The sequence below is a fragment of the Erysipelatoclostridium sp. DFI.2.3 genome, from assembly GCF_019132535.1.
GTDB lineage: Bacteria > Bacillota_I > Bacilli_A > Erysipelotrichales > Erysipelotrichaceae > Clostridium_AQ > Clostridium_AQ innocuum.
Map to the genome: position 1 here is coordinate 1 of NZ_JAHOOJ010000023.1, position 22,376 is coordinate 22,376.

The following is a 22,376-nucleotide window of genomic DNA, read 5'->3' on the forward strand; positions in this document are numbered from 1 at the left end:
AGCCTATTTTCAGTGCGCTTATTCATTTTATCTATCATTCGCACAATGACCACTTTCTTCACATTTTTACTTACTTCTACCTATTTGAAACCCTTTCTAACGCTATATTTATGCTCTGTATAGACTTCTGTAGAAGAAAGTTCCACATTTTTTATTCGCCTTTTGAAAGTGGAATTTAACTTTTCACTTCAGCTTATTTTAGATTTTATGGAAAGAACGGATTGCTTCTGTATAAATTTCCATGCTATACTAGGATTAACATTTCCCTGGAGGATCCATTTTGAAAGGACAAACATTCTACAGCAGTCTCTACGGTTCGCTTACATCCTTGATCATAACGAGGCGGCTTCCCTATGGGAGCCGTCTTCCATCCGCTAAACAGCTGTGCAGCACATATCAGGTAGGAATACGTACCGTACAGGACGTCCTGCGCGATATGCGGGATGCCGGCTATATTTCTTTAGAGGCGCGCAAGCGTGCACAGGTGATCTGGCAGCCCTCACAGGCGCACGATGAGCAGACGGATTTCTATATTCTGCATACACACCGGCAGATGATTGACGTTTTGGAAAGCATGCGTCTGTGCCTGCGCCTCCCCTCTGCAGCGGGTTGTGCGATTTACTGCAGGAAAAGGATATCCGCCATTTATATAAAATGCTGTCGACGCTGGAGGATAATAAAAATCTGGAAAAACGCCGACTGCTGATCCGGGATTTTAATGTGTATCTGCTGCAGCGTTATCATAATGATATGATTCTCGATTTGTATCTGACGACCTTTTCCTATATTGAATATCCCCTGTTGTATCATACAGATCTGTTTTCCTCCTATCATGGCACTCTGAAGCACGATTATGAGCAGCTGCTTGCCGCCTATACAGATAGAAACCGCCGCTTTGTATATGATTTTTATGATCACACGATCTGCTACACCATACAGCGTATCCGTGAGCACGCAGCGCAGATACAGCTTTGCGGCAACCACTGTATACCGGAAGCCGCCCCCTTTTTCTGGCAGCCAAAGCATTCTCATGATTACGTTTACACACTTGTCTTCCGGGATATTATTCGCAGCATCGCCTGCAAAACCTATGCCGATCAGCAGCTGCTGCCGCCCATAGAGCAGCTGTCCAGAACCTATCAGGTATCCTACGCAACGATTCGCAAGGTTTTGAAACAGCTGAATGATATCGGGCTCGCAAAGACCTATAACGGTCTGGGGACCCGCATTCAGCTGAATAAGGGGGTTGCACAGGCACATCTGGAGGACAGTACAATGATACGTGACGCCGTAAAATTCATCGGGGCTGTACAGTTTATCACCATCACGATCGGCCGCTGCTGCCTGGAATATTTCGACCAGCTGCTCGTGCTTGCCCCTGTTATGGAGGAGCGGATAAAAAAAGGCATTATGATGGCGTCGGTTTCCTTGATGCCCTGCTGGTGATCCTTCCCAAGGCCAATCTGAAACAGATTCTGCAGGAGTTTCGCAGCATTTTGTCATGGGGCTTTTATTTCACACTGCTGCAGCTGGATGAACAACTGGTCGATCTATATTACAAGCGCTGTGAGGAAGCGGTTGGCTTTCTGGTGAAACGGGATGCCGACGGCTATTGCCGCTGTATACAGCAGGTCTACATGCAGCTTTTCCATATCATCATCCATTGTGCCAAACGCATCGGCATCCGTCAATGTGATGCCATTCAGCTGCCCGATATCGATTCCCTTCCTCTGTAGGAAACAAAGAATGTCTGCGCTAACCCTTGACTCCTGATGAAAAGACGGCTGCTTTCTGCAATAAGAATGGTGGCGGGCGATTCTCACACCATGCCGGTATGACTGAATGCTGCAGCTGCGTAGGAAAACAGATATGGAAGGAAGTGCTTTCCGTCAGGGAAAGCTTTATCGGTAACCCTTTTCCATGGTGACCATATGCGCTTGTGGATAACCGCCTGTACAGAAAAATAACATCGGATTATAAAAAACCTGCAAAAACATATCCGACGGGGTTTTCTGTGCAGATTACCGACACTTTCCTATCAGGGATTTCCTGCTATGGGTATGCAGGCATAGACAAATTCCTTTATTGACTGGCTCAACAGGAATACATCAAAATCCACCGGTGTTCGGTGGATGTTTTCTATATTCTATTGAATGCGCCTATAAGCTGTCCTGCTTCCCTGCTGTATCTGTATCAGAATAGAAAAGGCTTTCTTGTTGCAGATTTCAGGCAGATTCCTGTGAATGGTGGGTCGTATAGGCACGATCAAAGGTAACAACCAGATAGTAATGATCGCCCTTACGCTCCCGGATCCGCTGTGCAAGGGCATCCAGAATCTGCTGATTACTCATTTTAATATGGAAGGGCACGACAACATCGAAAATCATATTCGTATGGGTTTCTCCCGGAACGATACGGAAGTCGTGCATGCTCAGGTCTTCATCAATTTCCTTTACGATTGCTTCTGTCAATGTTCGCAGCTCGTTGGTCAGCGGATCGTCAATATTGATGGGATCCATGTGGATAACCATCTCCAGTCCCATATTCTCCTGAAAATCGCGTTCGATATTATCGATCATATCATGAGATTTCAGTACATCTTCCTTATAATCCACCTCCACATGCACAGATGCAAAGGTACGGTGCGCACCATAATCGTGGATCATGAGATCATGCATACCCAGCACTCCATCATAGCTGTTAATCTTATCCTGAATCTGTTTCACCAGATCCTCATCCGGAGCCTGTCCCAGCAGCTCATCCAGCGCCGATTTAATGATGCCTCCACCTGCCATCAAAATAAAGATGGCAACAACAACCCCCATATAGCCGTCCAGATTAAAATGAATAATAGGAGAGAGCACTGTGGAAACAAGAACAGCTCCCGTCGCCATAACATCACTGATGGAATCTGCAGCAGTCGCCTCCATTATACTGGACTTCAAAAGCCTCCCGTATTTCTTATTATAGCTGTACATCCACAGCTTTACGGAAATGGAAAACAGCAGAATAATCACACTCAACCAGCTGAAGGACACTGCCTCCGGTTGAAGAATCTTATGAAAGCTGGTGCGGATCAGCTCAAAGCCAAGCAGCAGGATGGCTACAGCAACGATCATTGATGCAATACATTCGTAGCGCGCATGGCCAAAGGGATGCTTTTCATCTGCCGGCTTGCTTGACAGCTTAAAGCTGAGCAGGGAAATCACAGAGCTTCCGGCATCGGAAAGGTTGTTGACAGCATCTGCCGTTATGGACACACTGCGTGCCAGGGTACCGGCCAGAAATTTAAACAGAAACAAAATCACATTGTTTGCAATCCCCACCGTGCTTGTAAGGTTTCCATATGCCTTTCGCACAGCAGGATCTTCCAGCTCGTTATAGTTGTGTATCATTTTTTTCGCAAGATAATTTATCATTATATCACCCACTTCTTTTATGAATATCTAGTTTAACACATTTCACCAAAATGGGAAAGATTTACATGAAAGTTTTCGTTTCATCATATAGTATATCGGTGATAACATGAAAAAATTCACGGGCTTTCTGCTGTTTGGTCTTCTCTTATTGACACTTGGCTTTGGAACCCTGACGCTGCAAAGTGCACAAAACGCACTTTCCATCTGGTTTGAAAAGCTGGTTCCCTCCATGTTTTTATCTATGGTTCTGGTTCGTCTCCTCTATAAGGAGCATGCGTTTGACCATCTTCCCTCTCTAGGTCTGCCTGCTTTGCTGGGGATGGATCAGGGGGCATGGAATCTGGTTTTATGCACGATGTTCCTTGGCTTTCCCACCGGCTCTGTCTTTGTGGATGAAGCCGTACGGGATGGTGTCCTTTCCCGGCAGGATGCAGCACGCCTGCTGTATTGCTGCTGTTTTCCTACACCGGGCTTTGTCATTATCTCCTGCGGTATCGTCTTTTTCAAATCTCTGCACATCGGCATGCTGCTGTTTGCTTTGCAGCTGCTCAGCGGTCTGCTGTTGCTGCTGTTCACCCGCAGACACACGGTTCATACCTTTCCTGCAGCTGTTGCTTCCTCACAATCCTTTATGCGGAATCTTAGCAGCGCAGTTACGGAAAGTGGAATTTCCCTCTATATGATCGGGGGATATCTGATGCTTTTTATGAGTGTTACCGCTGTGCTGTTTTCCTTTCTTCCGGAATTTCCTGCGCTTATCATACGCAGTCTTGCGGAGTTTTCCAGCGGCATCGTTTTGATCAACGTCACACCGTTTTCCACTATGCAGAGATTACTCCTTACCAGCTTTCTGCTTGGGTTTGCAGGCTTCTGTGTACATATGCAGATCATGAGTATGGTGGAGCAGGTTCCTCTGCGTTATCCCGTCTTTCTGCTTTACCGGATTCTGCAGGGGATGATTTCTGTCCTTCTGCTGATCCTTTGCATGCAGTTTCTATAATCTTCCTGTATAATAATACAAAAGGAAGGTGATCATATGAAGATTGCATGGATTGGCTGCGGCGTGATGGGGACCAGCATGCTGCTGAACCTGAAAAAGGGCGGTCATACGGTGAGTGCCTATAACCGCACCTATGAGAAGGCCGCTCCCCTGCTCGAGCAGGGAATCCGGGTGGAGCGTACCATTCGGGATTGTGTAAGTGATGCGGATGTTGTCTGTACCATGGTCGGTTACCCAAAGGATGTGGAAGAAATCTATGAGGGGGATGACGGTATCTTTGCACATGCCAAAGCGCATGCCGTACTGATTGATTTTACAACCTCTTCGCCCGCGCTGGCAAAAAAGCTGTACACAGCAGCAAAGGCAAAGGGATATGCCATGCTGGACGCTCCGGTATCCGGTGGTGACAGCGGGGCAAAAGCCGCATCCCTGTCTATTATGACTGGCGGGGATGAAGAAGTGTTCGAACAAATGCGTCCGCTATTCTCCCTATTGGGGACGGGAATTCAGTATATGGGAGAAGCAGGGAGTGGTCAGCATACAAAGGCCTGCAATCAGATTGCCGTGGCAGGCGCTGTGGCAGCGATGAGTGAAGCACTGGTATATGCAAGAGCGGTCGGACTGGATGAGCAGAAGATGCTTACCGCTATCGCCAAAGGAGCTGCAGGCAGCTGGCAGATCGACAATACCGCACCGCGTGTTCTCGCAAACGACTTCGCTCCCGGCTTTTATATCAAGCATTTTATTAAGGATATGCACATTGTTCAGCAGGAGATGGAGCAGCAGGACGTCCATCTGGATATGCTGGAGGCTGTCTGCAATATGTACGAAGCACTGGCAGGCATAGGAGAGGAAAACAACGGTACACAGGCACTGGTGCATTATTATAAATAAATATGAGATGCTGTGACAATTTGGCTAGAATCCTGACGTCACAGCTTTCTATAATATCACGTTTATCGAACATTTACTCAATCAGACTTAAGCTGAAACAGAGTTTCTAAAAATGTATATTGTGCTTACGCATTTTTATGGCTATGTCAAAAATTTTCTGGAATTTGTAATGGCATACATGACTGTAATGCGCTATTCACCGGATGCCATGGAGCAATGTAAGCAATCGATCTGCATCCTATTCATATTTATCCGTGCTTTTGAGGTATGGCAAAAAAAACACGCTTACTCTCTGTTTGAGTGCGTGTTTTTTTATTATCTATGCTAATCAGTTGTGCAGCACCCTTCAGATGGGCGCCTTTTAGATGTTCAGCATGGTGTTGCCCTCACCACACAGCTCCTCGAAATCTCTGGTGAACGCATCCACTGCCAGAACGGCGGCATCGACCTTAATCAGACCTTCGATCACATCCGGAGCAATCGTACTTGCACCAAGACCATACTTGGCAAGCTCCAGTACCTGCTGTGAATTTTTGAAGCTGGCCGCAATCACCTCGGTCTTTAAACCGGCATGCTTCAGCATATCGTGGATATCCTTGGCAACCTGTACGCCATTATAGCCCAGATTATCAATACGGTTTACATACGGTGCCACATAGGCAGCCCCTGCCATACCGGCAAGATAGCCCTGCATCTGGTTATAGATTGCCGTTCCGGTGATGTTTGCACCCTCTGCATGCAGCAGCTTCATCGCCTTCAGACCTTCCCTGACTACCGGAATCTTGATATAGGTGTTCTTTCCCAGCACCTCCTGAATTTTATGGGCTTCCACAACCATATCCTCAGCTTTCGCACTTACGACCTGTACATGCAGATCGCCGTCCGCACCGATAAATTCACGAATTTCCTTCAATACATCGTATGGATTTCTTCCTGTTTTTTTCAGGATTGTCGGATTGCATGTAACTCCCGTAATCGGAAAATACTCGTAAGCCTTTTTGATTTCCTGAATGTCTGCGTTGTCAATTAAAATTTTCATCTCTATGTCCTCCCTGATTTTTTTATTCTATAATCAAATTGCGGATACCCTGATCCCTTGCAATCCGATAGAATGACTCCATTGCTTCCTTTGTATATAGCTTCGGATTCTCGTCAAAACAATATTCCATATCCAGATAATCATACTTCGCCTTTGCCAGCGGATTATAATTCAGCAGTTCATAACGCACACCTTTATAGCATTGCTGCAGAAACTGTGCTATGGCCGTAATATTTTCACTGCGTGCCGTCATTTCCGGAATCAGCGGTGTGCGGATGATCACACGATCACGAAGCTCCTCAGTGCACAGCAGATAGCGGATATTATCCAGAATCTGTGCATTCTCCACTCCAGTATAGGCTTTATGCACCGCACTGTCAAATATTTTCAAATCCGCATAAATATGATCCAGATAGGGCAGCAGCTGCCGCAGCGTATCCTGCGGTGCATACAGGGATGTTTCTATCGTTGTATGTATCCCCTCTGCCTTACATGCCTTTAGAATTTCCAGTGCGAAGTCCGCCTGCAGCAGCGGCTCACCTCCGGATAGGGTAACCCCTCCGCCATAGCGGAAAAACGCACGGTCTTTTTTTACTTCCCGCAGGATATCCGAAACATCATAGCAGGACGCATCATAGCGCAGCGCCCCTGTCGGGCAGATATCAATCAGACCTTCCCAGTCCTCAACAGCATCCCGCACAAGCTTTATTCGCCCATCCTGCATAGAAACACCGCCATGGATGGCTGCTGCCGCACAGCTTCCACAATGCATACATTTCGTTTCCATATAGAGAAGCTGCAAAACCGGATGCAGTCCCTCCGGATTCTGGCACCATGCGCAGCGCAGCGGGCAGCCCTTGAGAAAAATCGTTGTCCGGATTCCCTCTCCATCATGCGTAGCGAAGCGCTTGATGTCAAACACATAGCCGCTAGATGCCTTCATAGCTCGTTCTGGCAATGATTTCATTTTGCAGCTCCTGTGCCAGCTCCACAAAATATGCCGTATAGCCGGCAACGCGCACGGTTAAGGATGCATACTGCTCAGGATGCTTCTGAGCAGCCAGCAGATCCTCTTTACGCACGACATTAAACTGGATATGCGGTATTCTCAAATCGACGAAGGTTCGTAAGAAACCGGCAAACTTATCAATGCCCTGCTCATTCCGAAAAAATTCCGGCAGAAATTTCATATTCAGAAGACCGCCGTTGGTCGTGCAGTCACAGGACAGACGGGATACCGATTTCAAAACGGCAGTAGGCCCATGCAAATCTCTTCCATATACTGCAGACATACCGCCATCCGCAAGCGGTGTACCGGCCAGTCTGCCATCCGCACTCGCACCGACATGCTCTCCCATCGGCACATGGGCACTCACGGTATACATACCGGTATGATACGGTCCCTTGCGGTAATTGGTAAAGGAGCGCAGCTTATCGCGGAATGCCGATGCCCACTTCGCCCCCAGCATATCCACCCATTCCACATCGTTGCCATACTTGTCCACCTTGTTCAAAAGACGCTGCCGCAGCATTTCATCCTGTGCAAAATTATGCTCCAGTGCATACTGCAGAGCTTCTCCTGTTACGCTTTTCCTATCATAGACCAGAGCCTTGATCGCCGCCAGAGAATCGGCCAGATTGGCAACCTGGATCATCTGTATACCGCTCAGATTATAATGAGCACCTCCACGTGTCACATCCATCCCCTGTTCCATGCAGTCATCGATAACGCTGGATAAAAACGGTGAGGGAAGGATGTCAATATGCGCCTTTTCCACCTCTTCACAGGCCGGAATCATGCGCTGCAGAAAATGATCGATCATGGCATCAAATGCAATTTCCAGCGCCTCATAGCTTTCATACGTATCCAGACCGCCCAGATCCGGCCCCAGCTGCTGATTGGTAAGCAGACATCTGCCATGATGCAGCGTCAGCTCCAGCACCTTGTTCAGATTGAACATTGCAGCATCGCTCCAGCCCAGATTATTCCCCTGCGTCGTCAGCTCAACACAGCCGACAATGGCATAATCCATTGCATCCTGATGGGAAATCCCCAGCTTCTCCAGTTCAGCTATAATTGCTTCATCATTGAAAAACTGCGGCATACCGCTTCCCTTTGCCACGACGCGAACAGCCTTCTTTAAAAGAGCATCCCCTGTTCCCCTGTGCAGGCGCACAGACAGATTGGGCTGCGGCAGGCCGATGTGCTCCTGTGCCAGCAAAAACAGAAAGCTCAGCTCATTGCATACATCCTCACCATGGACATCCTGTCCGCCGACAGCGATATTGAAGCCGATTGGAAAGCCGGCAAAGTACTTTGCGCTGTTTTTATTACGCAGATAGACGATCTGATTGAATTTCAGCCACAGGCATTCAATGATATCCAGCGCTCTTTGCGCATCCAGACGTCCAAGCTCCCTGTCCTTGCGATAATACGGATACAGTATTTCATCCAGACGTCCGGGAGAGAAGCTGGAGGCATTGCTTTCCATATGCAGGACGACAAACAGAATCCACATGGACTGTACCGCCTCATGAAACGTTTCAGCCGGCCGTTTGGACAGCGCCTTACAGATTTCTGCCGTCTCTATCATATCCTGCTTCCAGTCCGGATGCTGCTTTGCTTCCTTTTGCAATTCATCATGATACCGCATCAGAAAGCGGCATACACCATCCATCACAAGAAGAATGCTTTCATAGAAGGGTCTTTGCTCCTCCTTACAGTCCAGCAGGTGCTGCTGTGCCTCCTCTTTCAAGCCGGCCGGTCCCTTTTCCAGCCATTCACGGACATTGGGGCAGATATGTCCCTGTGCATGATCCTTCTGATTGATTTTTACAACCGTTGACAGGGCACTGATTTCTTTTCCATAACGCTTTTTCAGCACATCCTCCAATGATTTCCCCTTCCAGTACGGTTTGATGACCTCGCGAAATGTCTGCACATCCTCAGGACGTACAAGAAACTTATCCTGCGGACGTGTCGGCAGCGTCTCCAGCTCCTGATCCACCCAGGAAATACCGCTTTCTGGAAATACCACCCCATAGCGTACCCCCTTTGTCCGGTTTCCTACAATCAGCTCCTGTGGCTCGATTCCGATTTCCAGCTCGCACAGAGCATCATGGAGTGCATATGCACGTTTTAAAATGACCGGCTCCTCTTCATGCCTCTGGTAGGCTCTGGTAATGATCATCGCCTGTTCCATACTCACATAACGCGGCTGGGACAGCATACGTTCCTTTAGAAGATCGATTCGAGCAGTTTTTTTCAGTTCCATGGCAGATACCTCCGTTTACATCTTCATTATAATATGCTTTTACCGGTTGTCAACACTTTTATTATTATTTCTTATTACTTTTTATCAAACAATAGAAAAAAATAAAAAAAAAGCCGGGATACCATTTCCCGACCTATTCTGCCAGCTGTATACATAGCTGCATGTTTTTCATCAGCTTTTCATTTTCCCTGTCCAGCTTATGATCCGTTATGATCCCGGTGAATTCATCCGCTCCAGCATAGCGGTAATTGCCGATCTGCATGAATTTATCCGATTCACATACCATAAACGCCTGCTTACTGCTGGACAGGATCGCACGCTTTGTCGCCCCGTCATTGGCCATATAGGTATATACGCTGTTATCGTGTACATCAATACCGACAACACCCAGAAAGGATATGTCGAATCGGAATTTCATTATTTGCTCCATTGCCAGACTCCCCACAAAGCCGTCCCTGCCATAATCGAATTCTCCACCGATGAAAATCACAGGAAGACTGCTGTCTGCCAGTATGGATACAACCTCCAGCATATTGGTAACGATCGTTGCCTGCTTCTCCCGTTCCACCAGCTCCCTGGCCACCCGTATATTGACGGTGGAGATGTCCAGAAAGACCACATCTCCTTCCTGAATCAGATCCACAGCGGCTTTTGCGATACCGCGCTTCTCCTCCTGATTCACATCCTTGCGCTGCGCCGCAATCTTGCGATGAATATTCTCACGAATCAGCACAGCACCTCCGTATGCCTTTTTCAGCAGTCCCTTTGCTTCCAATGCGCTGAGGTCTTTACGAATCAAGTCCTCACTAACGGAAAACCGCTCACTCAGCTCCTTGACCTTTACCTTTCCATTGGCATGCAGCTCCTCCATAATGGCACTCTGCCGCTCCTCTACAAACATGTGATCGACCTCCTGTTTTTCAATAGTATACCATAGTTTTCATGAATTCTTCGTTTTTCATAAGAAATTGTACGCACAAAGAAAGGGCAGCCATATTGTGATCAACGATGCAAAATGTCTCGGTTGTCCTCGCTGCATCGCTTGCATATACCGGTAGGCCGTACCCTGAACTGGCAGCTGCCTGAATTCTCACGCACAAGAGCACTCATTCTTCAACTATGGATTCATCCTCCACGGAAACCCTCCAGGTGCTTATGTAATGCTTTCCTTATTTATACAAAGTGATAAAAAAAGAAGCACGATCCGGTGCTCCTTATTCTGTATAGGTTATGCCTCGATGTCAGTCTTCCATAAACCGTGCAGGTTGCAGTATTCATATACATGCACTTTCCCCTTGTAATCACCAAGCGGGAAGACACCCTCCGGTTTTTCACCGGGCTTCAGGTTTTTACGCATAATGTTGTCTCCGGCCTCAACCAGAATCATTGTGATATAGTGCTCTGCAAGCATCGGATGCTCCATGGAACCAACCTTTACATGCAGATTTCCATCTGCGATTTCAGCAACCGGAACATGTTTTTCCAGTGCGCCGTCTGTCGTATTTGCCTTTAATTCATCCATTGGCTTTCCGCAGCACATTACCGGAACTCCTTTGTCCTCGATCATTTCAACGATGTTGCCGCATACTGAGCATTTTAATAATTTCATGTTTATTTCCTCCTTGTTTTATGTTATCTTCATAGTAGCGTTTGCTGCTATGGATCATCCTTTACAACCAGTTCCTCCTGGCTCAATGCCAGTATAGCATGACCCATATAGGAAATTCTATTCATTTGACCGAAAAATTATGAGGTGATTTTATGAAAATCGAATTGAAAAACAATATACTGCAACTACGCGGCATTTCCTTTTCGGATACCGATGCTGTTTTCGCATATTTCCATACCGCAAAAAAGAAACGCTATGAATATTATCAAACAAACCGTGTTTCCATAAATAACCGCATCATCCACGGCAATCATATGCTGCAGGAGCAGGATACCGTACGCATCTTTCTTGCGATGGAGGAAGATACGATAGAGCCCTGGTACGAGGATTTGGAGATACTGTTTGAGGATGAACTCTTTTGCATCGTGAATAAGCCTGCGAATCTTCTGGTACACAGTGACGGTATCGAACATGCACACACCGTCTGTAATCTGGTCAAGGCACATTATCTTCTGGAGGGACACAATACCTGTGTTCGCCCGCTTCACCGCCTGGATTACGAAACCAGCGGAGCCATGATATTCTGCAAAGTTCCCTTTCTGCAGCCACTGCTTGATGCCATGCTGAAAAACAAGCAGATCTATCGGGAGTATGAGGCATTTGCCAGGGGATACATTGCACAGAAGCACTGCACCATCACCCGGGGAATCGCCAGAGATCGACACGATGCGCGAAAGATGCGCATATCCGAGCATGGCAAGAGTGCCAGAACCGATGTGTTTGTAAAGCAGAACTTCACGGATTTCACATGGATTCGCTGCCGGCTGTATACCGGGCGAACGCATCAGATCCGTGTCCATCTGGCCGCAATACAGCACCCCCTGCTCAGTGATCCGCTATATGGAATCCGCGACAGCAGATGTCCCCGCCTCGCACTGCACGCCTGTCGTGTAAGCATCCCTCACCCCCTTTCCAACGATATGCTGCGCGTGGAATGCCCGCTTCCGCAGGATCTTCGCCAGCTACTGGATTAGATTAGGCCTGACTCACTTTAAAACACATACCTTATTGCGCCCGGCCAGCTTTGCCTTATAGACACTGCGGTCGGCTCTTTTTAATGCATCCTGATAATCATGATCACTCTTATAATAATACGCTGCACCGATAGACAGGGTCACCTGCACACGGTTGCCGTCGAAAATAAAATCTGAGCTTTCAATCAGACGGCGCAGACGCTCGATATAGGCATAGATATTTTCCTTGCTGATTCCGCTGCAGATGAGCAGAAATTCATCACCGCCCCAGCGAAACAGCATGTCACTGCTTCGAATTTCCTTCTCGATCTGTTCACAGACATGGCGCAGAACATAGTCTCCCATATCATGTCCATAGCGGTCATTGACCTTCTTAAAATCATCCACATCGAAAAATATGATGGTATAAAAATCCTCCCCGTTCTGAAATTTCTGAAACGTGGAGACCAGCGTCATATCGCCGCTTCGCCGGTTAAAACAGCCGATGAGCGGATCCCTGCTGGCGCTTGTTTTCAAAAGCTCCTTTTCCGTTATATCATTCATAGTGCCGAGTACGACCTTGATATTGCCGTTTTTATCCGGTAATCCCTTGAAATTCGTCTCAAAAATCAAATCGAAACTGGTTTGAATATTCTTCAGATGAATGACCGCATGCTCCGATAACGCCTTTCGCTCGATACGTTCCAGCAGGACCGGCATCTGGTGTATCTGCAGCAGCTCATTCAGCTGCTCCACCGTATACGAACGCATGGGAAGTCCCAGCTTGTCGCACAAAGACTGATTCGCGGAAAACTCTCTTTTTCCGACATCGTATTCCCATATATACATATTGGCCATGCTCAGCAGTAAATCGAATTTCTCCTGCTCATGCAGAACACGCTCGATTCGCTCCTCCATCGCCCGTACAGACCTCGTAACACCGATGATATGCAGATTGCCGTTGACCCAGTATGCATGAGCTCCAACCTCATAAAACCGGATTTCACCGCTCCTGCATTCGCGCTGATAGGAAAAATACTCCTTTTCACTTTCTCCCAGCATGATGCGATGCACAGCTTCCTTGATTCGCTTATGGTCCTGCGCATTAACTCCCTGCATAAGCATGCGAAAGGAATTGATGATTACGCGTCCGTCCTGACAGGTTATACTTACCATCTGTGTCAATGGATCAAACTCCCATATATTTTTGCAGGACAGCTGTAACAGTGTACGGTATCTGTCATCCTTATTCTCCGGTTTTTCTTCATCTTTCTGTTTTGTCTGCCGTTCATCCAGCTGCTTCAACAGAATGCGAATCTGATGGAGGAGAAATTGTTCCTGTTCGTCAAGCATCATCCCCACCGACCTTTCTTGTATACGATTTGTTCGCTCATCTCACTATAGTATATCACACCGGAATCACAAAAGAACACCTTTTCAGATAAAGTATTTCTAAATTTCCACTTACTTTTCTATTTTCATTTTTCCTGATTTATCATAGCTGATTTCTGTATTCTTTTCTGTCGTTTTTGCGCGTTTAAAATATCTCTGTTTGTATTTTTGTACAAAACTTTTATACAAACTAGCATTCCGTTTCACTTCCGTTTACTTTCCCTCGTTTCGTGCTATAATTTTAATATATAAGGAGGGTTTTGAAATGCCACAAGCTAATCCATTAAAACAGATTGTTGTTAAACAGAAGGAAGGAAAACCGGTTGGAATTTATTCCTGCTGCAGTGCGAATGACTACGTTATCGAGGCTGCACTGGAATGTGTAAAACGCGATGATTCCTGCGTACTGATTGAGGCAACAGCCAATCAGGTTGACCAGAACGGCGGTTACACCGGAATGACACCCAAAGACTTCCGTGAATTCGTATTAAAGAAAGCAAAGGCGATCGGTGTGGATGAAAGCCGTATATTCCTGGGAGGAGATCATCTGGGTCCTCTGACCTTTGCCGCTTTACCGGAAAAGGAAGCGATGGAAAAGGCAGAAGAGCTGGTACGCTGCTATGTAGCTGCCGGATTTACAAAAATTCATATAGATACAAGCATGAAGGTTGCGGATGATGATCCAAACATTCGTCTGAGTGACGCGGTTATCGCAAAACGCGGTGCGCATCTGGCACGCATCTGTGAGGAAACCTATCAGGAGCTGCTGAAGCAGAATCCAAATGCCGTACGCCCGGTATACATCGTGGGAAGTGAGGTACCGATTCCAGGAGGCGCACAGGAAGAGGGTGCCGGTATGCAGGTTACCCGTGTTGAAGATTTCAAGGCTACTGTCAAAACCTTTGAAGAGGCCTTTGCGGCTGAAGGGCTTAAGGAAACCTGGAAGGATGTTATGGGTGTTGTTGTACAACCGGGTGTCGAGGAAAAGGATGACGGATGTACCGAGTATGACCGCAGCAAGGCCAGGGATCTGATGGCATCCATCAAGGAGTATCCAAACCTTATTTTTGAAGGGCACTCCACAGATTATCAGACAAAATTCAAGCTGCGCGAGCTGATCGAGGATGGTGTCGGTATCCTGAAGGTTGGCCCGGGGCTGACCTATGCCATGCGGGAAGCACTGTTCGCACTCGCAAACATCGAAACGGCCGTATATCATGGAAAAGAAGAAGCGCTCAGCAACTTTATCGATGTTCTGGAAGAAGCGATGATGGAGGAGCCGAAGAACTGGAAAAAGCACTATCACGGAGATGACAATGCCCTGTGGTTCAAGCGTAAATACAGCTTCTCTGACCGCAGCCGCTATTATATGCCAAATCCTAATGTTGCCGCAGCCAAGGATAAGCTGATTGCCAATCTGCGTAAGAGCGGTATTCCTTTGAGCGTACTGTCCCAGTTCATGCCGATTCAGTATACAAAGGTTCGCGAGGGACATTTGGAAAATGATCCGGAGGCACTGATCAGGGATCGCATCATAAACACGATTGACGAATACCTGTACGCAACGCATCAGGAAACATTATTCTAAAAACGGAAGTGGAATTACAATATTAAGGATAAAAGAAGCAATTGCAGGTTAAAAAGACAGGCGCTGGATATCATTCATATCCACACCTGTCTCTTTTTGCTTTCTCCCTGACCTTCTTCCTGTTTGCACAGCTTTCAGGAAAGGGCAGGCAGTTTCCATATGGGTGTATAACGGGTTCCTTATATATGCGGTTGCGTAAGGAAAGCCTGCAGGCGTTTTTTCACAAATGAGAGGCAGCTTTTGTGAAAAAGAAGCAAATCGCCTTGCATGGCTGCGTTAGCAGCGTATATCCGCAGTAGCTTGAAATATACAATCGGACTATGAGTTGCATCATAGGCTGTACGGAAAACGCAAACTGCCCATATCAAGAAAGTCTGTATCCCTTCCCCTTATCGACCAGCTGTTCCAGCGCGAACAGAAGATACGCCATAACAAAGGAATCATTCATAAGAAGTGCGACCGCCTCCAGCTCCTTGCGGCTTGCAGCTCCCGCAGTCCGCATATAATAATAGATGGAGCATATGATTTCCTTTGTGCTCTGCTCCTTTAAAGACGCTGCGGCATCCAGCAGATGCAAGGAGTCACGGTCAGCCCGTTCTGCGATACTCACATGCTTCTGTGCACAGGCAAGCACCTGCTCTGCAAATTTCGGAAAGCTCCAGATGCCGATATCATCTATTTGAAATGCCAGGGCAGTCATTTCCAGCATACGTAAGAACGGCCAGTCATACTCCTGAAAATGAGAAAAGCTGGCAATCATTTGATGGTGGAATGCCTTTTTTACGAGCCTGCTCATATAGCGGCGGTCCACCAGATCATCTATCTGTTCCAGCTGCATGTGGATTCGTTCCTCAAACGCGATGATGTGCGCCTTGTCCTGTAGAGAAAAGGTATAAATACTTCCCAGACAGCAATCGAATTTCTTTAGGGTGTCCTGATATCCACGCTCCATATTGTGGTGAATCCGCACCTGATCAAACAGCAGAAAGCTGCCAAGGGATACCTGCGGCTCAATGTAAATCACATCCTTCTGCGGCCGGTGTATTTTCCTTTTTCCCACAGACTTCAAATCAACCGCCACGATTTGCTGAGCTCCCATGCTGCGTGCCAGCTCAATGGGAACGTTGTCATAATAGCCGCCGTCGACGAAATGCTCCCCCTCGATTTCCTTCATGGGAAATGCAGGAAAGCAGGAGGCAGAGGCAATGATGTAATCCAGCGCCGTATCCCTGCTCATATCTCGGCGATAGACCGGCTGTGGCTGCTTTTTCGTGACATTCACACACATGCAGGCATACTCGATATCCGAAGAGAAAAAGCGCTCCGCATCAAAGTAATGCTGCAGCTTGTTCACAAAGGGGGTGATATCCGCTCCCCTGTTTTTCACATAGCTTTTCAACAGTGTCTTATACTTTCCCTTTTGTGACATCAACAGCTCGATATCCATATCCAGATTCACACCATTGGCAATTATGTCATCGACAGACAGCTGCTCCCACAGCTCTAAGCATCGCTCAAACTGCTTCTGCACATACATGGCACCAATCATCGCACCGATACTGGTTCCCGTTACAATATCAAAGGAAATTCCCAGCTCATCCAGAGCCCTCCAGACCCCCAGCTCATAGGCACCCTTACTGCCTCCTCCACCTAGCACAAGTGCACGTTTCATCTGCATCCTCCTCTCATCGCATACCGTTATCTTCACCTTTAACCTTCATAGCTTTTCATGCTTTCGCTTTGATACCACATAATGCCGCTGCTTTCCCGCGCCTACAGCATCCGTTCTTTCCTGTACCTTTTGTCCCTATTATAGCACCATTCCCCTGCCTGCATACAGAAAAAGCCTGCTAACAAGAACAGGCTTTAGTATTTTCCTTTAAAAAATTCCATTAGATTACGCAGTGACTGAATCAGCTCCACCTCTTTATCAAGCTCAAGCTCATTCAACAGACGCTCAATCATTTCCTCATGGAAGCGATTATGAATGTCCAGGATACTCACTGCCTTTTCGGTAAGCTTCAGACGCACGATTCTCTTGTCCCGCTCATCCTTAACACGCTCTACATATCCTTTTTTCACAAGCTTGGAAGTTGAAACGGTCAGTGTCCCCTGTGTTACCATCAAACGCTTGGCAATCGCGGACATCATATTGGATTCACTCTTTTCGATTGCTTCCAGAATATGTACCTCGGTCATGGACAGCTTTACTCCCTGATCGCGGAGATTTTTCTCCTCAATCAAGAGAATGTAGTTGAACAGATCTACCAGAAGTTCATTCAAAGTATGACGTGTGTCATCCATAAAGCTTCCTCAATTAAGCTTTTTCTAATGCTGACTTAGCAGTTTCTACGATTTTTGTAAAGCCCTTAGGATCGTGAATAGCGATCTCACTCAGCATTTTACGATTGATCGTAACGTTAGCCAGCTTCAGGCCGTGCATCAGCTTGGAATAAGAAATCTCATTCATTCTGGCAGCTGCATTGATACGTGCGATCCACAGCTTACGCATGTTGCGCTTCAGATCCTTACGGTCATTATATGCATATTTGAAAGAGTGCATAACCTGCTCATGAGCAGTCTTATACAGAATGTGCTTTGCACCATAGTATCCTTTCGCTAACTTTAATACTTTTTTTCTTCTCTGACGTGTTGTATATCCACCTTTTACTCTTGCCATCTCATATTCCTCCTATATTATTTCACTAACATCTCTTTGATACGCTTGTAGTCTGTACTGTGTACCGTACCGGATTTTCTTAAATGACGTTTCTGTTTCTGTGTTTTACCATGGAAACGGTGAGAAGTATATGCATGACTTCTTTTCAGCTTTCCAGATCCAGTCTGTTTAACTCGTTTCGCTAATCCTCTATGTGATTTCATCTTTGGCATAAGTAGTACCTCCTATAATTTATATCTATTTTTTCTTCGGTGCCAAAACGCATGACATCGTGTTACCTTCCAGAATTGGTCTCTTTTCGATAATCGCGATATCTGAGATTTCCTCTGTGAAGCTATTCATAATCTTTTTTCCAACTTCCAGTCTCGTAATCAGTCTTCCTCTGAAGCGCATGTCCACCTTGACCTTCATGCCGTCCTCAATCCATTTGCGTGCATGACGCATTTTTGTATCAAAGTCATGCTTGTCGATAACCGGGGACAGACGAATCGGCTTGATTTCTGTAACATGCTGTTTCTTTTTGGCTTCCTTCGCTTTTTTCTGCTGTTCAAAACGATAACGGCCGTAATCCAGCACCTTACATACCGGCGGTTGCCCTTTCGGAGCCACACACAGCAGATCCAATTCCTGTCTGTATGCAATTTCCAGAGCCTCACGACGCATCTTGATTCCAAGCTTGTCTCCATTGGCATCAATCACCATGACTTCCTTGAAGCGGATTTTTTCATTTACCAGATCGTCGTTTACGTTGTTAGGAATAACTTTCTTGTTTATAATAGACACCTCCAATGTTGCCATAAGAAAAGCGGGTACTCATATGCACCCGCTCAAATATCTCATCAACAATTTCGTCTTTTCGATATGTTGTAGCTTTTACCTATGCCTTCGGACATCAGGTGAGAAGGGGTGCTTCTAACTTTCCACTAACTTTTCTGCTTGGTTATCATATCACAGTTAAAGACCTGTGTCAAGGATATTAACGCATGATATAATCATTTCTGGCATAATAGCCGATTCCCGGTATCATGAGCTCATCCAGAGCATCCCCGTTGTCCATCGCTTTTTGGATAGCCCGGGCATTTGCACTGAAGCTGATCACGTTTTCGACAATGCTGCGATTTACATGATCCCTTTTCAAATGCTCCATAACCGTTTCTTCGATATAGGAGAAGGATTGCAGCTGACTCTGATACAGCTCCCGCGTTTTCTGATCCTTCTGAATCAGAAACAGACGTGCTCCGTATTCAACCTTCGGATATGCATATTTACAATAGATTTCCGGAACGAAGGAAAAGATTTCATATGCCAGGGAATCATCCTTGCATAAACGAATCAGCTGTTCACGCAGCTTTCTGTGCTCCTCCTTGCTTCCGCATTTCTCATACCATTTGATAGCCTTACGCGTATACTGACGGATGTTGTCCCCTGTGAAATCCGAGGGTTCATAGCTGCGTTCCTCCTGAATAAGCAGAAAGTTCTGCTTTTCCGTATGATAGCTTCCGATACAGTCCCAGTTTTGTGCATAGGGCAGAAGCAGCTCACTCAGCTCACTGTCTTCCCTGCCGTTGATTCGTACCTCGCACAATACTTTGCTACGGGTTTTGGATGCAAACACCTTGATCCAGTATGCCTTCTTATTGCCAAGACGCAGCTGCAGCTTCTGCTTCAGCATTTCCCAGAAGTCCTGCTCTATCAGACCTTCCCGCTTTCCGATGCCGTGTATCTCATTCCTGTACACCTGAAAGTAATGACGAAGCTGGGTAAAGCCGAAAACAGTTTCCTCCGCCTTTCCCTGCAGAGCCCGCAGATACAGCTGCAGGGTATGCCGGTAAAAATCCTCACATGCCAATGTAACCGCCTCCTGCGCATTTGAACCGCTTGCTGCTACAGATTCCAGAATGGCATCATCCAGCCATTCATGGTGGAGCTGAAAAACGATCTGTGCCACATTATGCTCAACCGATATCACGTCTGCATATATATAGATATCCTGTGCTTCCAGCACAAAGGCATCATCAAGAATCTGTCCTTCCTCACACATATGCTCCAGCTGTTCCAGCACTAGTGCATGAAAATCAATCGATTCCTCTGCTGTGTTTTTATGTTTTTTTCTTCGAAATACCATAGACACCATCTTCCTTTTATTGTCATTGTAGATTGTAAACATTATATAACAAATTTCAGTTTCTTTCCACCTTCCCTTATCGGATACCGTCAGTTTCACATAATTGTTTTTTCTATGTTTACCTTTCTGTTCTATCACCTAAAGGAAATAATCGTATCGTTAGATTCATCTGTATCTGTAGGAACCACTTACACAACTGCTGCCTATCCGGAAACCTGCAGTATTATAAAGAGTCTCGCTTGAAAAAGCTTTACCTTTACTATATAAGGGCAGGCAAACACAGATCACCTGCATGGGACTTTCACCTGAAGCATAACATGATCTGCACATCCAATAAATTATTTTCATGAACAGGTGTATCAGCTATTTACATAAACAGCAGTATAACCTTTGCATAGTTTATATCGGAGGTGAGTGAAATGACAGGTGCGTTAACAGTTGAGGCTATGGAAGCAAATGGTTCTCCCGTCAATGCGGCAGCTGTACGAGTGTATGGAAGAACAGAGGATACTTCCACATTTATTATGTGCTGTTATACCGATGAAAATGGTTTAAGTGAACCGATTTTTCTTCCTGCCCCAAACAGCATACATTCCATGCAAAGCAATCCGCAGGTATGTCCCTACGCAGCGTATGATGTACATGTTACGAAGGATGATTACGATAAAGAAGTAATTAACGGTGTACAGATATTTCCTGACACGACTTCATCCTTGCGTGTAATTATGCAATGCTGTAATGGCAGACCGCCAAAGACAAACACGATTTAATCGAACACCATAAATTATACGACTATGAATAAACAAAAGGTAAAAAGATTCCCTATCCCCCGAGGAATGGCGTAGGTTATCATACGATAGGATTTCTGTAGCACTGAGATACAGCCATAATGGATAACACGCCGGTAGCTGTGAGAGCTTCGCAATCCAGGAAATGAAAGCCAAGCTCAAAGCTATAGCGTGTAAGCGAAGGAAAATGGTTACAGGAAAGCTAGATTTTCAGTCTTCCCATAACCTCGGATATATGCAGGGTTCCTTGATTCAGGGCATCCTGTTATCCGTGCTTTCAGCATTCGAGCATCCTAGCCCGTAACGTTTTGAGCATTGTTTCATCCAAAATGTAAGAGGGATGTGCTGAATCCGGAAAACAACAAAACTGATTTCATAAAATATTAAAAATATACAATAAAGGCTTTCCTCGAAATTGAAGAAAGCCTTTCAAATTTACAATGGTGACCCCTCAGGGAATCGAACCCTGGACCCACTGATTAAGAGTCAGTTGCTCTGCCAGCTGAGCTAAGGAGTCATTTGTAACTTGCTCAATTATAATACCAAATGATTTGGATAATTGCAATACCTAAATTGCAGAAAAATGCATTTTTTTCATTCTTTTTTTAGAAAAGAGCGAAATTCATAGAAAAATATATCAAAATTCCTCATTTTATCATGTAAATTCCTTTACAGCATTGCAATTAAGAACTTTTATCATCCCACCTGCTCCGCAGATCTAATATATTTTAATGACATTTCTATGAATTCCCGCAATGTCGGCTGTCTGTAATGCAGGGTATGCAGTACCTTCTGCAGCATGACACGATCTCCGGATAATAGGGTTGCCAGAAGTACATGCTCCAGTTCTTCCTCCACATGCGCCACAGTCGTTTTATGCTTGTTCGCAACCACCACATATAAGCATTTTATGATACTGCCAAGCAGGTCCGGTTGTTCATAGACGCTCATAATTGCCGTATGTAAAAAGCTGTAGCCTGCAGTGTAATCGGGAACTCCCATACGATTCAGCAATTCGGATACTCTTGTATTCAGATTCACTATCCCATTCATGTTTACATCCCTCCCAAAATCTATAGTGTACATACGGTCCAGCTTTGGCAGAGTCTATATATGTCGAATTTCATAAAATATCTGCATGCCGCCCTTCCTGTGTTGCCGCATATCCTGCCTTTCTGATGAGGGTATGGAAATCTCTGCCTCTTATTCCATTATTCGACAGACAACGACACTGTGTGTGATGTCTGTGTGATTATAATGATACCGTTGCCGCCCTGATATAGAAAGATACCTAGGCAGTATTTTGCGGCATGGTCACCCTGCGGTGACTTTTTTTATTATGTATACGTTATACCATCACGATATCCTATCCATGCCCCTTTGTATAGATTCATACAGCTAGAAAAAAACGCTGCCATCTGAACAGGATTCCCTTACGACCAGCGCCGTACACAGGCATGGACAGATGCCTCTTTCAAAGCGGTTCACTTTCTGCCACAGCCAGCATTCAGGGCAGTCATTCATCCATATACCGATACCTTGCAGCGCCGCCAT

23 protein-coding genes and 1 tRNA gene are annotated in these 22,376 nt (G+C 46.0%); 8 read left to right on the forward strand and 16 right to left on the reverse strand.

Annotated features, from left to right (window positions below):
- Positions 1-280: 280 nt before the first annotated feature.
- Genes KSZ58_RS22900 through KSZ58_RS22910 form a run of 3 tightly spaced genes read left to right on the forward strand, consistent with a single transcriptional unit; the run spans position 281 to position 1,736 of the window.
- The gene (locus KSZ58_RS22900; RefSeq protein WP_233104421.1) at positions 281-706 is read left to right on the forward strand and encodes a GntR family transcriptional regulator; all 426 of its coding nucleotides are present in this window, start codon (positions 281-283) and stop codon (positions 704-706) included.
- Positions 655-1,446, forward strand: coding sequence for a GntR family transcriptional regulator (locus tag KSZ58_RS22905; protein WP_233104475.1), 792 nt, complete (start codon positions 655-657; stop codon positions 1,444-1,446). The genes KSZ58_RS22900 and KSZ58_RS22905 overlap by 52 nt, the downstream gene beginning before the upstream one ends.
- Positions 1,443-1,736 (forward strand): hypothetical protein, encoded by a 294-nt coding sequence (locus KSZ58_RS22910; protein WP_008817598.1) that lies wholly within the window; start codon positions 1,443-1,445, stop codon positions 1,734-1,736. The genes KSZ58_RS22905 and KSZ58_RS22910 overlap by 4 nt, the downstream gene beginning before the upstream one ends.
- 489 nt (positions 1,737-2,225) lie before the next feature.
- Here the strand turns inward: KSZ58_RS22910 and KSZ58_RS18195 are convergent, their stop codons facing one another.
- Positions 2,226-3,419 (reverse strand): cation diffusion facilitator family transporter, encoded by a 1,194-nt coding sequence (locus KSZ58_RS18195; RefSeq protein WP_009271037.1) that lies wholly within the window; start codon positions 3,417-3,419, stop codon positions 2,226-2,228.
- A 106-nt stretch (positions 3,420-3,525) separates the two neighbouring features.
- On the opposite strand from KSZ58_RS18195, the gene KSZ58_RS18200 reads away from it, so the two are divergent.
- Both KSZ58_RS18200 and KSZ58_RS18205 read left to right on the forward strand, forming a co-directional pair.
- Entirely contained in the window at positions 3,526-4,419 is an 894-nt protein-coding gene (locus KSZ58_RS18200) for a hypothetical protein (protein WP_142419901.1), read from the forward strand.
- A gap of 36 nt (positions 4,420-4,455) precedes the next feature.
- Positions 4,456-5,313 carry an NAD(P)-dependent oxidoreductase gene (locus KSZ58_RS18205; RefSeq protein WP_009271039.1) on the forward strand — a complete coding sequence of 286 codons (858 nt, stop codon included), beginning with the start codon at positions 4,456-4,458 and terminating at the stop codon, positions 5,311-5,313.
- Positions 5,314-5,674: 361 nt separating this feature from the next.
- On the opposite strand, the gene KSZ58_RS18210 is transcribed toward KSZ58_RS18205, so the two are convergent.
- From KSZ58_RS18210 to KSZ58_RS18230, 5 genes are all read right to left on the reverse strand, one after another.
- Complete coding sequence (locus KSZ58_RS18210; protein ID WP_009271041.1) at positions 5,675-6,352, reverse strand: transaldolase family protein; 678 nt, start codon at positions 6,350-6,352, stop codon at positions 5,675-5,677.
- Between the two features lie 22 nt (positions 6,353-6,374).
- On the reverse strand, positions 6,375-7,319 hold the full coding sequence (locus tag KSZ58_RS18215; protein ID WP_009271042.1) for a glycyl-radical enzyme activating protein: 945 nt from the start codon (positions 7,317-7,319) through the stop codon (positions 6,375-6,377).
- The gene (locus KSZ58_RS18220) at positions 7,282-9,627 is read right to left on the reverse strand and encodes a formate C-acetyltransferase/glycerol dehydratase family glycyl radical enzyme (RefSeq protein ID WP_009271043.1); all 2,346 of its coding nucleotides are present in this window, start codon (positions 9,625-9,627) and stop codon (positions 7,282-7,284) included. Before KSZ58_RS18220 ends, KSZ58_RS18215 begins: the two co-directional genes overlap by 38 nt.
- Before the next feature lie 133 nt (positions 9,628-9,760).
- Complete coding sequence (locus KSZ58_RS18225; RefSeq protein ID WP_008817604.1) at positions 9,761-10,528, reverse strand: DeoR/GlpR family DNA-binding transcription regulator; 768 nt, start codon at positions 10,526-10,528, stop codon at positions 9,761-9,763.
- A gap of 327 nt (positions 10,529-10,855) precedes the next feature.
- Complete coding sequence (locus KSZ58_RS18230; protein WP_002610177.1) at positions 10,856-11,236, reverse strand: desulfoferrodoxin family protein; 381 nt, start codon at positions 11,234-11,236, stop codon at positions 10,856-10,858.
- 152 nt (positions 11,237-11,388) lie between these two features.
- Between KSZ58_RS18230 and KSZ58_RS18235 the strand changes: the two genes are divergently transcribed.
- Complete coding sequence (locus KSZ58_RS18235; RefSeq protein ID WP_022300440.1) at positions 11,389-12,270, forward strand: RluA family pseudouridine synthase; 882 nt, start codon at positions 11,389-11,391, stop codon at positions 12,268-12,270.
- Between the two features lie 12 nt (positions 12,271-12,282).
- Here KSZ58_RS18235 and KSZ58_RS18240 read toward each other — a convergent pair whose 3' ends face one another.
- Positions 12,283-13,605, reverse strand: coding sequence for a GGDEF domain-containing protein (locus tag KSZ58_RS18240; RefSeq protein WP_233104423.1), 1,323 nt, complete (start codon positions 13,603-13,605; stop codon positions 12,283-12,285).
- Between the two features lie 301 nt (positions 13,606-13,906).
- Here KSZ58_RS18240 and KSZ58_RS18245 point away from each other — a divergent pair, with 301 nt between their 5' ends.
- Positions 13,907-15,229: a class II D-tagatose-bisphosphate aldolase, non-catalytic subunit gene (locus KSZ58_RS18245; protein ID WP_008817607.1), complete on the forward strand. Its 1,323-nt coding sequence runs from the start codon at positions 13,907-13,909 to the stop codon at positions 15,227-15,229.
- Between the two features lie 364 nt (positions 15,230-15,593).
- On the opposite strand, the gene KSZ58_RS18250 is transcribed toward KSZ58_RS18245, so the two are convergent.
- The 6 genes from KSZ58_RS18250 to KSZ58_RS18275 form a co-directional block, all read right to left on the reverse strand.
- Positions 15,594-16,901 carry a patatin-like phospholipase family protein gene (locus KSZ58_RS18250; protein WP_009271045.1) on the reverse strand — a complete coding sequence of 436 codons (1,308 nt, stop codon included), beginning with the start codon at positions 16,899-16,901 and terminating at the stop codon, positions 15,594-15,596.
- 194 nt (positions 16,902-17,095) lie between these two features.
- Positions 17,096-17,533: a MarR family winged helix-turn-helix transcriptional regulator gene (locus tag KSZ58_RS18255; RefSeq protein ID WP_002610167.1), complete on the reverse strand. Its 438-nt coding sequence runs from the start codon at positions 17,531-17,533 to the stop codon at positions 17,096-17,098.
- Between the two features lie 13 nt (positions 17,534-17,546).
- Complete coding sequence (gene rplT / locus KSZ58_RS18260) at positions 17,547-17,909, reverse strand: 50S ribosomal protein L20 (RefSeq protein WP_002610165.1); 363 nt, start codon at positions 17,907-17,909, stop codon at positions 17,547-17,549.
- A gap of 17 nt (positions 17,910-17,926) precedes the next feature.
- Entirely contained in the window at positions 17,927-18,121 is a 195-nt protein-coding gene (gene rpmI, locus KSZ58_RS18265) for a 50S ribosomal protein L35 (RefSeq protein WP_002610163.1), read from the reverse strand.
- Between the two features lie 25 nt (positions 18,122-18,146).
- On the reverse strand, positions 18,147-18,707 hold the full coding sequence (gene infC, locus KSZ58_RS18270) for a translation initiation factor IF-3 (RefSeq protein WP_002610161.1): 561 nt from the start codon (positions 18,705-18,707) through the stop codon (positions 18,147-18,149).
- A 178-nt stretch (positions 18,708-18,885) separates the two neighbouring features.
- Positions 18,886-20,034: a DUF6348 family protein gene (locus tag KSZ58_RS18275; protein ID WP_009271046.1), complete on the reverse strand. Its 1,149-nt coding sequence runs from the start codon at positions 20,032-20,034 to the stop codon at positions 18,886-18,888.
- A 419-nt stretch (positions 20,035-20,453) separates the two neighbouring features.
- On the opposite strand from KSZ58_RS18275, the gene KSZ58_RS18280 reads away from it, so the two are divergent.
- Positions 20,454-20,804: a hypothetical protein gene (locus KSZ58_RS18280; RefSeq protein WP_008817610.1), complete on the forward strand. Its 351-nt coding sequence runs from the start codon at positions 20,454-20,456 to the stop codon at positions 20,802-20,804.
- Positions 20,805-21,263: 459 nt separating this feature from the next.
- Here KSZ58_RS18280 and KSZ58_RS18285 read toward each other — a convergent pair.
- The 3 genes from KSZ58_RS18285 to KSZ58_RS18295 all read right to left on the reverse strand — a co-directional run bounded on the left by KSZ58_RS18285 (position 21,264) and on the right by KSZ58_RS18295 (position 22,376).
- Positions 21,264-21,339, reverse strand: a tRNA-Lys gene (locus KSZ58_RS18285).
- Positions 21,340-21,518: 179 nt separating this feature from the next.
- Positions 21,519-21,875 carry a sporulation initiation factor Spo0A C-terminal domain-containing protein gene (locus tag KSZ58_RS18290; protein ID WP_008817611.1) on the reverse strand — a complete coding sequence of 119 codons (357 nt, stop codon included), beginning with the start codon at positions 21,873-21,875 and terminating at the stop codon, positions 21,519-21,521.
- 345 nt (positions 21,876-22,220) lie between these two features.
- Positions 22,221-22,376, reverse strand: coding sequence for a hypothetical protein (locus KSZ58_RS18295; RefSeq protein WP_217752838.1), 156 nt, complete (start codon positions 22,374-22,376; stop codon positions 22,221-22,223).

What these genes read in the sequence shown, in the direction of transcription:
- KSZ58_RS18295 (WP_217752838.1), bottom strand. Translation starts at nt 22,376, where the DNA reads ATGGCGGCGCTGCAAGGTATCGGTATATGGATGAATGACTGCCCTGAA.
- KSZ58_RS18200 (WP_142419901.1), top strand. Translation starts at nt 3,526, where the DNA reads ATGAAAAAATTCACGGGCTTTCTGCTGTTTGGTCTTCTCTTATTGACA.
- KSZ58_RS18290 (WP_008817611.1), bottom strand. Translation starts at nt 21,875, where the DNA reads ATGAATGGGATAGTGAATCTGAATACAAGAGTATCCGAATTGCTGAAT.
- KSZ58_RS18215 (WP_009271042.1), bottom strand. Translation starts at nt 7,319, where the DNA reads ATGAAATCATTGCCAGAACGAGCTATGAAGGCATCTAGCGGCTATGTG.
- infC (WP_002610161.1), bottom strand. Translation starts at nt 18,707, where the DNA reads ATGGCAACATTGGAGGTGTCTATTATAAACAAGAAAGTTATTCCTAAC.
- KSZ58_RS18235 (WP_022300440.1), top strand. Translation starts at nt 11,389, where the DNA reads ATGAAAATCGAATTGAAAAACAATATACTGCAACTACGCGGCATTTCC.
- rpmI (WP_002610163.1), bottom strand. Translation starts at nt 18,121, where the DNA reads ATGCCAAAGATGAAATCACATAGAGGATTAGCGAAACGAGTTAAACAG.
- KSZ58_RS18220 (WP_009271043.1), bottom strand. Translation starts at nt 9,627, where the DNA reads ATGGAACTGAAAAAAACTGCTCGAATCGATCTTCTAAAGGAACGTATG.
- KSZ58_RS18280 (WP_008817610.1), top strand. Translation starts at nt 20,454, where the DNA reads ATGACAGGTGCGTTAACAGTTGAGGCTATGGAAGCAAATGGTTCTCCC.
- KSZ58_RS18240 (WP_233104423.1), bottom strand. Translation starts at nt 13,605, where the DNA reads ATGATGCTTGACGAACAGGAACAATTTCTCCTCCATCAGATTCGCATT.
- KSZ58_RS22905 (WP_233104475.1), top strand. Translation starts at nt 655, where the DNA reads ATGCTGTCGACGCTGGAGGATAATAAAAATCTGGAAAAACGCCGACTG.
- KSZ58_RS18205 (WP_009271039.1), top strand. Translation starts at nt 4,456, where the DNA reads ATGAAGATTGCATGGATTGGCTGCGGCGTGATGGGGACCAGCATGCTG.
- KSZ58_RS18225 (WP_008817604.1), bottom strand. Translation starts at nt 10,528, where the DNA reads ATGTTTGTAGAGGAGCGGCAGAGTGCCATTATGGAGGAGCTGCATGCC.
- KSZ58_RS18195 (WP_009271037.1), bottom strand. Translation starts at nt 3,419, where the DNA reads ATGATAAATTATCTTGCGAAAAAAATGATACACAACTATAACGAGCTG.
- KSZ58_RS18275 (WP_009271046.1), bottom strand. Translation starts at nt 20,034, where the DNA reads ATGGTATTTCGAAGAAAAAAACATAAAAACACAGCAGAGGAATCGATT.
- KSZ58_RS18245 (WP_008817607.1), top strand. Translation starts at nt 13,907, where the DNA reads ATGCCACAAGCTAATCCATTAAAACAGATTGTTGTTAAACAGAAGGAA.
- rplT (WP_002610165.1), bottom strand. Translation starts at nt 17,909, where the DNA reads ATGGCAAGAGTAAAAGGTGGATATACAACACGTCAGAGAAGAAAAAAA.
- KSZ58_RS18230 (WP_002610177.1), bottom strand. Translation starts at nt 11,236, where the DNA reads ATGAAATTATTAAAATGCTCAGTATGCGGCAACATCGTTGAAATGATC.
- KSZ58_RS18250 (WP_009271045.1), bottom strand. Translation starts at nt 16,901, where the DNA reads ATGAAACGTGCACTTGTGCTAGGTGGAGGAGGCAGTAAGGGTGCCTAT.
- KSZ58_RS18210 (WP_009271041.1), bottom strand. Translation starts at nt 6,352, where the DNA reads ATGAAAATTTTAATTGACAACGCAGACATTCAGGAAATCAAAAAGGCT.
- KSZ58_RS18255 (WP_002610167.1), bottom strand. Translation starts at nt 17,533, where the DNA reads ATGGATGACACACGTCATACTTTGAATGAACTTCTGGTAGATCTGTTC.